Origin of the sequence: Micromonospora sp. C51, assembly GCF_018070435.1 — a bacterium.
GTDB classification, from domain to species: Bacteria; Actinomycetota; Actinomycetes; order Mycobacteriales; family Micromonosporaceae; genus Micromonospora; species Micromonospora sediminimaris.
Genome location: NZ_JAGPXQ010000025.1, coordinates 1 through 11,623 on the forward strand (window position 1 = coordinate 1; position 11,623 = coordinate 11,623).

Here is an 11,623-nt window from a genome sequence, read left to right on the forward strand (position 1 = left end):
TCTGCGGTCGGTTGCTTCGGTGTGGGGGTACGCCGCTGGCCGGCACCCGGGGTGTCGGGTGCCGGCCAGCGGTTTTCTGTTCCCCCTGTGGAGGAATGTCTTCGGTTGTTGTCTGACCGTGGTGGGGGTCAGCTGGTCCAGTGCTGGGCGACGAGGTCGGCGGCCTGCTGTTCCCACTGGGCGTAGTGGTCGGGGTAGGCCGACACCTGCACCGTCTGCGCGGCCTCGGTCAGGGCCATGTCCTGCCAGCCGTCGACCTGCTTCAACCCCTTGAGGAAGGCGAGGGTCGAGTATTCGGGGTCGGTGATCTGCTCCACGGTGCCCCAGCCCGACGACGGGCGCTGCTGGAACAGGCCCTGCGAGTCGTGGTCGTTGCGGTCACCGAGGTGACCCAGGTTCTCCAGCTTCGACTCCTGCAGGGCGGTGGCGATCGACACGACCGCGGCCCGCTCGTCCATGCCGGCCTTCTTCGTCGCGGCGATGATCGCCTTGACGTTGGCGATCTGCTCGTCGTTCAACTCGATCGTCGACTGGTTGGCCGGGGCGCCGTGCGGCAGCAGCTTGCCCATGTCCGGCTTGTCGGCCTGGACGGCGGCGATGGGGGTGATCGGGGTGGGCTCGTTGCTGGTGGTGCCGTGGTTGAGGGGGCCGGCGGCGAGTCCGGCGGCGGCGGTGAGGCCGGCGATGCCGAGGATGCTCTTGCGCAGCATGGTGTTCATCGGGGGCTCCTTCGCGTCGGGGGTGGCCCCGCCCGCCGTCGAAAGGGGGGTGGCGGGTGAGGCCGGGCGCGGTCGAGCGCCAGAAGACAGCGGAAAACAATCGGCTCCCGGGGCGGGGCCGGGCGTTCAGGGTTTCCGGGGCTCTGCCGGAGGCGCGGTGCGGGGGCACATCGCGCGCCGGGACCATGTTCAACGACCGGCCGGGGCGGGTCATTCCCGCATCCGCCGGGCCACGCCGGGGTGCCGGGGTGGGTACTACTTGGTCAGCCACCGTATTCAACGCCGGCCGTCGGCCGATGATTCCGCCCGATCACCCGCCACCGACCATCGAAAACCGGACACCGCGCCCATCCGGTACCTTCCGTCACCAGATCTCCGGCCCGGGCATCGCGGGCCGGGTCGGTGGCGAATGTGGTTCCAGGTGATCTGTCGGGGAGTCCCGTACCGCCCCGACGGGTGCGGGGCGAGGGCCTAGGGTTGTGCGGGTGGCGACACTTCTGCTCCTGCGGCATGGACGCACCACCGCAAACGCCGACGGTGGCCTCGCCGGTCGGCAGCCCGTCGAGCTGGACGAGACCGGCCGCGCCCAGGCCACCGCAGTTGGTGAACGCTTACGTCTGGTGCCGTTGACGGCCGTGGTTACCAGCCCGTTGATCCGGTGCCGGCAGACCCTGGACCTGGCGTTGCCCGAGGCGTCGCCGGTGGTGGACGACGGTCTGATCGAGTGCGGGTACGGCAGTTGGGAGGGGCAGCCACTGAAGAAGCTGGCCAAGGAGCCGCTCTGGCCGGTGGTGCAGCAGCACCCCAGCGCGGCCGTCTTCCCCGGTGGCGAGGCGATGGCGCAGATGGCGACCCGAGCGGTTGCGGCGGTACGCGCCTGGGACGCCCGACTGAGTGCCGAACACGGTCCCGAGGCGGTCTGGCTGGCCTGTAGCCACGGCGATGTGATCAAGGCCATCGTCGCCGACGCGCTCGGCGTACACCTGGATCTTTTTCAGCGGATCGTGGTGGACCCAGCGTCGGTGACCGCGATCCGCTACACCCCTTTGCGGCCCTTCCTGGTACGCCTCAACGATGTCGGCGGTGACCTGGCCGGCCTGGTGCCGCCGCCGGGTAAGCGGCGTCGGCGGGCCCGCCGGCCAGCGGACTCGGACGCCGCGGTCGGCGGTGGCGCGGGGTCGTCCCGGTGAGCCGCCCGGCTCCGTGTTCCGTGGCGGCGGGATCTGCTCGCACCGCGGGCGGGATACGCGGCGTCGGCGGCGTCGCTATTCGGGTCGGTGGGGTGCGCGCTGCGCGGGGCCGCCGGATAGGGTCGTGGGTATGACCCACCAGGTGCACGCCTTCGAGCCGCCGGAGCGGTTCGTCGCCGGGACCGTCGGGCCGCCGGGGGAGCGCACGTTCTTCCTTCAGGCGCGCGGCGGTGGCCGGCTGGTCAGCGTCGCGCTGGAGAAGGTCCAGGTCTCCCTGCTTGCCGAGAAGCTGGAGGAACTGCTCACCGAGGCCCAGCGTCGGTTCGGTGTGGAACTGCCCGAGGCTGCTGCCGTTCCGGGCGGTGACAACGACCCGCTGGAGACGCCGGTGGACGAGGAGTTCCGGGTAGGCACGCTGGGCCTGGCCTTCGACGCGGACACCGCGACCGTGGTGATCGAGGCGATCGCGGTCGGCGAGGCGGAGACCGAGATCGAGCTTGGCGAGTCGGAGGAGGAGGACGACCCCGACGATGTCGAGCCCGACGAAGACCTCGACCGGCTCCGGGTCCGGCTGACCCCTGAAGCGACCCGCGCGTTCATCGAGCGGGCCCGGCGTGTGGTCAACGCCGGCCGGCCGCCCTGCCCGCTCTGCGGTCAGCCCCTCGACCCGGCTGGCCATCTCTGCCCTCGGAACAACGGCTACCACCGGTGACCTCGTCCGGCGTGGCTCCCCGGCAGGACGGGGGTGCCGCGCTGCGCCTGTTGCGTGACGGTGAGCTGACCGTCGAAGGGCGGCTCGTCGATGCCTCCAACACCACCCTGCGTGGCGTGCTGACCCTGGACGGGGCGTCGGCGCGGTGCGTGTACAAGCCGGTGCGCGGCGAGCGGCCGCTGTGGGATTTTCCGGACGGCACCCTCGCCGGGCGTGAGGTGGCTGCCTTCCTCGTCTCCGCCGCTACCGGTTGGGATCTGGTGCCGCCGACGGTGCTGCGGGACGGGCCGTTCGGGCCCGGCTCCTGCCAACTGTGGATCGACGAGCCGCCCGACGCCGAGCCGCTCGTGGGTTTCGTGCCGGCCGACTCGGTGCCACCGCGCTGGTTCCCGATCGCGGCCGCCCGCGACGACGACGGCACCCCGTACGCGCTGGCCCACGCGGACGATCCGCGGCTGGCCCGTCTCGCGGTGCTCGACGCGGTGATCAACAATGCCGACCGCAAGGGTGGCCACGTCCTGGTCGGTCCGGACGACCGGATTCACGGGGTCGACCACGGGGTGAGCTTCCACGTGGAGGAGAAGCTGCGCACGGTGCTCTGGGGGTGGGCTGGCCGGTCGTTGCCGGCCGACGCGGTCGACATGCTCGGCCGCCTGTCCCGTCAGCTCGCCGGCCCGCTCGGCGAGGAACTGGCCGAGCACCTCACCCTCGGTGAGATCGCCGAGCTGACCGCCCGGGTCGACCGGCTGTGCGAGAGTGGTCGCTTTCCGCAGCCGTCCCAGGACTGGCCGGCGGTGCCCTGGCCGCCGATTTGAGCCTGTCGCGTTGATCACTCTCGGGCCGGCGTGACGTCGCCCAACGGCTGGCTAGGCTGACGGTCATGGAGTCTTGGGTGGGGCACGAGGTGCCGCGGCTGCCGGGCCGGAGCGAGACGTTGCGGTTGTTCGACTCGGCGCGGGAGGGTGTGCAGCCGAGCGACCCGGAGCGCACCGCCACCATGTACGTCTGCGGCATCACCCCGTACGACGCCACCCACCTCGGGCACGCTGCCACCATGATCACCTTCGACCTGGTGCAGCGGATGTGGCGTGACGCCGGCCACGAGGTTCGGTACGTACAGAACGTCACCGACATCGACGACCCGTTGCTGGAACGGGCCGAACGCGACCGGGAGGACTGGAAGGTCCTGGCGATGCGGGAGACGGCGCTGTTCCGGGAGGACATGGAGGCGTTGCGGATCATCCCGCCGGCCCACTACGTCGGCGCGGTGGAGTCGATCCCGGATATCGCCGAGAAGGTGTTGGTGCTGCTCAAGGACGGTGCCGCGTACCGCCTCGACGACGGCACCGGCGACGTCTACTTCGACATCTCGGCCGCACCGAGCTTCGGCTACGAGTCCAACCTCTCCCGCGCGGAGATGCTGGAGATCTTCCCCGAGCGCGGCGGCGACCCGGACCGCGCCGGCAAGCGCGACCCGCTTGATCCGCTGCTCTGGCGCGGCGCCCGGGACGGCGAGCCGTCCTGGCCGGGCGGAGACCTCGGCCCGGGCCGGCCGGGCTGGCACATCGAGTGCGCGGTGATCGCCCTCGGCCTGCTCGGCTCCACCATCGACGTGCAGGGTGGTGGCAACGACCTGCTCTTTCCGCATCATGAGTGCTCCGCCGCGCACGCCGAGCGGTTGACCGGAGCAGCACCGTTCGCCAACCATTACGTGCACGCCGGCATGATCGGGCTGGACGGCGAGAAGATGTCCAAGTCCCGGGGCAACCTGGTCTTCGTCTCCCGGCTGCGGGCCGACCGGGTGGATCCGATGGCGGTCCGGCTGGCCCTGCTCGCCGGTCACTACCGAGCCGACCGGTCCTGGACCGACGACCTGCTCACCGCCGCCCAGGAGCGGCTGGGCCGTTGGCGGCGGGCCGCCGCCGCGACCGCTGGGCCGTCCGGGTCGGCGTTCCTGGCCGGCGTACGCGAACGACTCGCCGACGATCTCGACACCCCCGGTGCCCTGCGGCTGGCCGACGAGTGGGCCGAGCGGACCCTAGCCGGTGCCAGTGCCAGTGCCGGTGCCGGTGCCGGTGCCGGTGCCAGTGCCAGTGCCGGTGCCGGTGCCGGTGCCGGTGCCAGTGCCGGTGCCGGTGCCGGTGCCGACGCCGGTGCCGACGACGACCCGGCCGCGCCGCGCCTCTTCGCCGACACCGTCGACGCCCTGCTCGGCATCCGCCTCTGACCCGAGCCGGCAACGTCTTCGGTCCCGCGCCGTGCCCCCTCCCGCGCTGGCCCTCCCGCGCTGGCCCTCCTTCCGCGTTGTGCCCCCTCCCACGCTGGGCCCTCCCGCGCTGGCCGTCCTTCCGCGTTGTGCCCCCTCCCGCCCGAGCGGACAACATCCCCGATGTTGCTGTCTCGGACGCCCGTCAGGGGGCAACATCGCCGATGTTGCTGCCTCGGACGCCGCAGGACAGCGTCCCCGATCCTGTTCTTGTGGGCACCCTGCCCGGACGCCTTGAGACAGCAACTTCCCCGACGTTGCTGTGTCGCCTGCCCGTGAGGGGGACTACTTCGCCGATGTTGCTGCTTGCTGTTCCCCGTCGGGGTGAGGTCCCCATGGGAGGCGGACGTGGGGTGGTGGGGGCGGGTCAGCCGAGGACGAGGCCGAGGTCGGGGTCCGGCTCGGCGGTGGGAGCGGGGATCTGGTACTCCTCGGTCAGCGTGGTGACCGGGCCCGGCCAGGTGGCCTGGGCGACCTCGATCGGTTTGCGCTGCGGGTCGTACGCCACGTGCAGCAGATGCAGCACCGGGGTGTCCGGCCGGATCTGGAGGGTCTCCGACTCCTCGCGGCTGGGTTGGCGGGCGGTGATGGTGTCGGTGGCGGTCGCGTACCGGCGGCCGGTGGCCTCCTCGGCCTCCTGGTAGAGCGGGCGGCCGAACGCCTCGGCGCGTTCCAGTGTGGTGCCGGCGGTGTCGGCGGGCAGGAACCAGGAGGCGCCCACCTCCACAGGAGAATCCTCGGTGCGGACGAGGTGGCGGCGGCAGAGCAGCTCGGTGCCGTCGGGTACGCCGAACGCATCGGCCACCTCGGGCGGCGCGGGGGAGCGGCCGACGGAGACGAGCTGCTGGCGATATCGGGCCGCCAGGTCGGTGTGGTAGCCGCGGAAGCCGCCGTAGCGGCCCCGGGAGAGCCGGTTGAGTCGCCGCCGGGTGCCCCGCACGTACGTACCGGAACCGGGTTTGGTGATCAGGATGCCCTCGACCCGCAGCTGGTCGACGGCGCGTTGCACGGTCTGCTTGGCCACCCCGAACATCTCGGCGATGGCCGGGATGGACGGCAGCCGTTCGCCGGGCGCCCAGTCGCCGCGCCGGATCTGGATCTTGAGCTGCGCGGCGATCTGCCGGTGCGGGAACTCGGCCGCCCCCGGGTTGATCTGCATCCCCGCCTCCTCATTTCAGCTAGGTTCCTAGGATGCCGTACAGGGCGTGTGCGCCGCCACCCCGACACACACGACGAGACCCCGGGCCGACGAACGACCCGGGGTCTCGAAAGCGGAACGAGGGGAGCGGGTTACCAGGAACCGGCGGTGGGGCCGGCAGATCCGCCCCGGCGGCGCAGGTACTTCTCGAACTCCTGGGCGATCTCGTCGCCCGTCAACGGGGTGATGCCGGCGTCACCGACGCGTTCCTCCAGCTCGCGGACGTACTCGCCCAGCTCGGCGTCCTGCTCGGCGGCGCTGCGTACCCGCTGCTCCCACTCGGCGGCCTCCTCGGCCAGGTCGGCCATGGGTACCGGCAGGTCCAGCACCTCTTCGACCCGGTGCAGCAGAGCGAGGGTGGCCTTCGGGCAGGGCGGGTTGTTGGCGTAGTGCGGCACGTGGACCCAGAAGGAGACGGCGTCGACCTCGGCCCGGGTGCAGGCGTCGTGCAGCACGCCCACGATGCCGGTCGGCCCGTCGTACCGGGTCGGGGTGAGCTGGTAGCGGCGCGCGGCGTCGGCGTCGGAGGCGCTGCCGCTGATCGGCAGCGGCCGGGTGTACGGCACGTCGGCCAGCAGAGCCCCGAGGAGCACCACCCGCTCGACCTCCAGGCTGTGGCAGATTTCCAGCACCTGCTCACAGAAGGTCCGCCACCGCATGCTCGGCTCGATGCCGCGGATCAGCACCACGTCCCGCTCGGTGCCGGCGGGGCTGGCGACCGTGAACCGGGTGGTCGGCCATTCCACCCGGCGGGTGGCGCCGTCGGACATGGCAATGGTGGGCCGGCTGACCTGGAAGTCGTAGAAGTCCTCCGGGTCCAGCTCGGTGACGGGTCGGGCCTCCCACACCTGCTCCAGGTGCTCGACCGCCGCGGTGGATGCGTCCGCCGCGTCGTTCCACCCCTCGAAGGCGCAGATGGCGACCGGGGACCGCAGCACCGGCAGCCCGTCGAACTCGGTCACGCCGTCACCTCCTGCTCGTCACCGGCGGTCCGGGAGGCGGTCCCGGTCGTCCGCCCACGGTGCGTGGCGGTGTCGCTGTAGTCCTTCACGTCAGTCAGCCTACGTGCCAGGCCCGGACCCGGCCCGTCGGCCGCGCCGGATGGGGCGGGCGTCGACACCGGCGTAGGACCGTGCGGGTACCGGGCTGGCAGGGCACGTCTCGGGCAATGCGTGCCAAAGCGGGCAGGGTGATCCCGATGACACAATGTGGGATCGGACGGCACGCAGGGGTGCGGGCCTGGCCCGCCGCACTAACCTGAGGTCGTGCGGATTTCGTTGCTCGATGCGCTGGCAGACCGGATCCTCGTCACCGATGGGGCGATGGGCACGATGCTGCAGGCTGCGGACCTGACCCTGGACGACTTCGACGGTCTGGAGGGGTGCAACGAGATTCTCAACGTCACCCGCCCGGACGTCGTACGTGGGGTGCACGAGGCGTACCTGGCGGCGGGCGCGGACTGCGTGGAGACGAACACCTTCGGCGCGAACCTGCCCAACCTCGCCGAGTACGACATCGCCGGCCGGATCTGGGAGCTGTCCGAGGTGGGGGCGCGGCTGGCTCGGGAGGCCGCCGACGCGTACTCGACCCCGGAGCGGCCCCGCTGGGTGCTCGGTTCGATCGGTCCGGGTACGAAGCTGCCGACCCTCGGCCACGCCTCGTACGCCAGCCTCCGCGACGCGTACCAGCAGAACGCCGGCGGGCTGATCGCTGGCGGCGCGGACGCGTTGATCGTCGAGACCTGCCAGGACCTGCTCCAGGTCAAGGCGGCGGTGGTCGGGTCCAAGCGGGCGATGGCCGAGGCGGGCCGTACGGTGCCGATCATCTGTCACGTGGCGGTCGAGACCACCGGCACCATGCTGCTGGGCAGCGAGATCGGCGCGGCGCTGACCGCCATCGAGCCGCTCGGGGTGGACCTCATCGGGTTGAACTGCTCGACCGGGCCGGCCGAGATGGGCGAGCACCTGCGCTACCTGGCACAGCATTCCCGCATCCCCGTGTCGGTGATGCCCAACGCGGGTCTGCCGGTGCTCACCCCGGACGGGGCGTACTTCCCGTTGGGCCCGGACGACATGGCCGACGCGCTGGAACGGTTCGTCGCCGACTACGGCGTCGCGCTGGTGGGTGGCTGCTGCGGCACGACTCCCGAGCACATCCGGGTGCTCGCCGAGCGGCTGCGCGACGTGCGGCCGGTGGCCCGCGAGCCGCGTACCGATCCGGGGGTCTCCTCGATCTACCACCACGTGCCGTTCGCGCAGGACGCCAGCGTGCTGATGGTAGGAGAGCGGACCAACGCCAACGGCTCCAAGGCGTTCCGGGAGGCGATGCTCGCCGCCGACTGGCAGTCCTGCGTGGAGATTGCCCGGAGCCAGGCCCGCGACGGCTCGCACCTGCTGGACCTCTGCGTCGACTACGTCGGCCGGGACGGCACCACCGACATGCGCGAGCTGGCCGGCCGGTTCGCCACCGCCTCCACGTTGCCCATCATGCTGGACTCGACCGAGCCGGCGGTGATCGAGGCCGGCCTGGAGAAGCTCGGCGGCCGGTGCGTGGTCAACTCGGTCAACTTCGAGGACGGCGACGGCCCGGAGTCCCGGTACGCGCGGGTGATGCCGGTGGTCGCCGAGCACGGCGCCGCCGTGGTCGCGCTGCTCATCGACGAGGAGGGCCAGGCCCGTACGGCGGAGTGGAAGGTACGGGTTGCCGGGCGGCTGATCGAGGACCTCACCGGTCGGTGGGGGATGCACCGCTCGGACATCCTCATCGACGCGCTGACCTTCCCGATCGCCACCGGTCAGGAAGAGACCCGCCGCGACGGCATCGAGACCATCGAGGCGATCCGGGAGATCGCCCGGCGCTGGCCCGGGGTGAACTTCACACTGGGCGTCTCGAACGTCTCGTTCGGACTCAACCCGGCGGCCCGGCAGGTGCTCAACTCGGTCTTCCTGCACGAATGCGTGCAGGCCGGGCTCACCTCGGCGATCGTGCACGCCAGCAAGATCCTGCCGATGTCGAAGATCCCCGACGAGCAGCGCGAGATCGCCCTCGATCTGGTCTACGACCGGCGGCGCGAGGGCTACGACCCGGTGCAGCGGTTCATCGAGATCTTCGAAGGCGTGGACGCCGCCTCGGCGCGCGCCACCCGGGCCGAGGAGTTGGCGGCCCTGCCGCTCAACGAGCGGCTCAAGCGGCGGATCATCGATGGCGAGCGCAACGGCCTGGAGGCCGATCTCGAGGCGGCGATGGCGGCCGGCACCGCCCCGCTGCTGATCATCAACGACATTCTGCTGGACGGCATGAAGGTCGTCGGTGAGCTGTTCGGCTCCGGTCAGATGCAGCTGCCGTTCGTGTTGCAGTCGGCCGAGGTGATGAAGACCGCGGTGGCGTACCTCGAACCGCACATGGAGAAGGCCGACGACGGCGGCAAGGGCCGCATCGTGCTCGCGACCGTCAAGGGCGACGTGCACGACATCGGCAAGAACCTGGTCGACATCATCCTGTCGAACAACGGCTACGAGGTGGTGAACATCGGCATCAAGCAGCCGATCTCCGCCATCCTCGACGCCGCCGAGCAGCACCGCGCCGACGCCATCGGCATGTCGGGCCTGCTGGTCAAGAGCACCGTCATCATGAAGGAGAACCTGGTCGAGATGGCCTCGCGCGGGGTCGCGGAGCGCTGGCCGGTCCTGCTCGGTGGCGCGGCGTTGACCCGGGCGTACGTCGAGGACGACCTGCGGTCGATGTTCCCCGGCCAGGTGCACTACGCCCGCGACGCCTTCGAGGGGCTGTCCCTGATGGACCGGCTGATGGCCGCCAAGCGCGGCGGCGCCCCGGTGGTGGACGCCGAGCGGGAGGCGGCTCTGGCGGCCCGCCGGGCCCGCCGGGAACGGCAGCGCGCGGTGGTCGCCGAGTCGCTGCCGGAGCTGCACGACACCTCGGTACGCTCCGACGTCGCGGTCGACGTGCCGGTGCCGGTCGCACCGTTCCACGGCACCCGGGTGGTCAAGGGGGTGCCGCTGGCCGACTACGCGGCGCTGCTGGACGAGCGGGCCACCTTCATGGGCCAGTGGGGGCTGCGCGGTGCGCGCGGCGGAAAGGGCCCGTCGTACGAGGAGCTGGTGGAGACCGAGGGCCGGCCGAGGCTGCGCTACTGGCTGGACCGGCTGATCGCCGACCAGGTGTTGGAGGCGGCCGTGGTGTACGGCTACTTCCCGGCGTACTCGGAGGGCAACGACCTGGTCGTCCTGGACGAGAACGGGCACGCCGAGCGGGCCCGGTTCACCTTCCCCCGGCAGCGGCAGGAGCGGCGGCTCTGCCTTGCCGACTTCTTCCGCCCGCGCGGCGAGGACCTGGACGTGGTCGCGTTGCAGCTGGTCACCGTCGGCCAGCCGGCCAGCGAGTACGCGGCGAAGCTGTTCGCCCGCAACGAGTACCGCGACTACCTGGAGGTGCACGGACTGTCGGTGCAGCTCACCGAGGCCCTCGCCGAGTACTGGCACAAGCGGGTCCGGGCCGAGCTGAAGCTGCCCGACGGCCGTACCGTCGCCGACGACGACCCGGGCGACCTGGCCGGCCTGCTGCGCACCGACTACCGGGGCTGCCGGTACGCGTTCGGCTACCCGGCCTGCCCCGACCTGGAGGACCGGGCGAAGATCGTGGAGCTGCTCGGCGCCGAGCGGATCGGCGTGCAGTTGTCGGAGGAGTTCCAGCTGATGCCGGAGCAGGCCACCGACGCCATCGTCGTCCACCACCCCGAGGCCAGCTACTTCAACGCCAAATGACGACCGCAGGCACTCTGACCTGCGGCGGAGCGCCCGGATTGGCCGTGATTCGCATGATCATGCCGTCTCCCGGCCGCCCGGGGTCTCCGGGTCGTCCGCGAAGGCGTGGTCGATCGCGCGGCGGGTGCGGTCCTCGCTGGCCGGCAGCAGGTGGGTGTAGATCCGGAGGGTGAAGCCGGGGGCGGAGTGCCCGAGGTAGGCCGAGAGCACCTTCACGCTTTCGCCGGCGTCGAGCAGGACCGAGGCGTAGGTGTGCAGGAGCACGTGCATGCCGTTGTGTCGGTTGTCGGGAACGCCGGTCGCACGGATGGCGCGCTTCCAGACGCCCGAGTTGAAGGCCGTGCGGCTCAACGCCATTCCGGCCGGGGTCGTGAGGCAGAGCGGCACGGTCCGGGCTCGCCGGTCGAGGTGCCCCATGGGAGGGTGACGTCGACCGGCGGGTACTGCTTCGCGTGCTCTGCGAGCCGGCGCGACACCGACTCAGGCAACGGAACATCCCGGACCTTGCCGCCCTTGGGCGGGGCGAAGATCAGGCGGCCCCGCACGAGCTTCACCTGACGAGTGACGTGCAGGATGGGCCGGGCAGGGTCGACGTCGTCCGGACTGACGCCGAAGATTTCACCCTGCCGGAGGCCGCAGCCGGCGCCCAGGTCGACGGTGATCCGGTAGCGCTCGGCGACGGCGGCCCGGAAGCGGGCGCGTAGGTCGTTCGGCCAGGGAACCACTTTCGGCGCTTGGTACTTCGGTGGCCGAATCG

The 11,623-nt window shown here is 71.4% G+C and carries 9 protein-coding genes and 1 pseudogene; 5 read left to right on the forward strand and 5 right to left on the reverse strand.

Annotated elements, in window-relative coordinates; translation table 11 throughout:
- Positions 1 to 128: 128 nt before the first annotated feature.
- Positions 129 to 719 (reverse strand): hypothetical protein, encoded by a 591-nt coding sequence (locus tag KBX50_RS22015; RefSeq protein WP_210939367.1) that lies wholly within the window; start codon positions 717 to 719, stop codon positions 129 to 131.
- Positions 720 to 1,198: 479 nt separating this feature from the next.
- Between KBX50_RS22015 and KBX50_RS22020 the strand changes: the two genes are divergently transcribed.
- The 4 genes and pseudogenes from KBX50_RS22020 to mshC all read left to right on the forward strand — a co-directional run.
- Entirely contained in the window at positions 1,199 to 1,909 is a 711-nt protein-coding gene (locus KBX50_RS22020; RefSeq protein WP_210939369.1) for a histidine phosphatase family protein, read from the forward strand.
- Between the two features lie 130 nt (positions 1,910 to 2,039).
- Entirely contained in the window at positions 2,040 to 2,621 is a 582-nt protein-coding gene (locus KBX50_RS22025; protein WP_210939371.1) for a DUF3090 domain-containing protein, read from the forward strand.
- Positions 2,618 to 3,436: an SCO1664 family protein gene (locus KBX50_RS22030; protein ID WP_210939372.1), complete on the forward strand. Its 819-nt coding sequence runs from the start codon at positions 2,618 to 2,620 to the stop codon at positions 3,434 to 3,436. The genes KBX50_RS22025 and KBX50_RS22030 overlap by 4 nt, the downstream gene beginning before the upstream one ends.
- Positions 3,437 to 3,501: 65 nt before the next feature.
- A pseudogene (gene mshC / locus KBX50_RS22035) lies at positions 3,502 to 4,674 on the forward strand (cysteine--1-D-myo-inosityl 2-amino-2-deoxy-alpha-D-glucopyranoside ligase); the annotation flags it as partial.
- Positions 4,675 to 5,254: 580 nt separating this feature from the next.
- Here mshC and KBX50_RS22040 read toward each other — a convergent pair.
- Together KBX50_RS22040 and KBX50_RS22045 are read right to left on the reverse strand one after the other, a co-directional pair.
- Positions 5,255 to 6,046 (reverse strand): GntR family transcriptional regulator, encoded by a 792-nt coding sequence (locus KBX50_RS22040; protein ID WP_210939373.1) that lies wholly within the window; start codon positions 6,044 to 6,046, stop codon positions 5,255 to 5,257.
- Between the two features lie 131 nt (positions 6,047 to 6,177).
- The gene (locus tag KBX50_RS22045; RefSeq protein WP_093402074.1) at positions 6,178 to 7,047 is read right to left on the reverse strand and encodes a PAC2 family protein; all 870 of its coding nucleotides are present in this window, start codon (positions 7,045 to 7,047) and stop codon (positions 6,178 to 6,180) included.
- A 303-nt stretch (positions 7,048 to 7,350) separates the two neighbouring features.
- Here KBX50_RS22045 and metH point away from each other — a divergent pair, with 303 nt between their 5' ends.
- On the forward strand, positions 7,351 to 10,866 hold the full coding sequence (metH, locus tag KBX50_RS22050) for a methionine synthase (protein ID WP_210939374.1): 3,516 nt from the start codon (positions 7,351 to 7,353) through the stop codon (positions 10,864 to 10,866).
- Positions 10,867 to 10,923: 57 nt separating this feature from the next.
- Here the strand turns inward: metH and KBX50_RS22055 are convergent, their stop codons facing one another.
- Both KBX50_RS22055 and KBX50_RS22060 read right to left on the reverse strand, forming a co-directional pair.
- The gene (locus KBX50_RS22055; protein ID WP_247674209.1) at positions 10,924 to 11,217 is read right to left on the reverse strand and encodes a tyrosine-type recombinase/integrase; all 294 of its coding nucleotides are present in this window, start codon (positions 11,215 to 11,217) and stop codon (positions 10,924 to 10,926) included.
- Positions 11,214 to 11,591, reverse strand: a complete 378-nt coding sequence (locus tag KBX50_RS22060; protein WP_210939376.1) for a hypothetical protein — start codon at positions 11,589 to 11,591, stop codon at positions 11,214 to 11,216. Before KBX50_RS22060 ends, KBX50_RS22055 begins: the two co-directional genes overlap by 4 nt.
- Positions 11,592 to 11,623 lie beyond the last annotated feature (32 nt).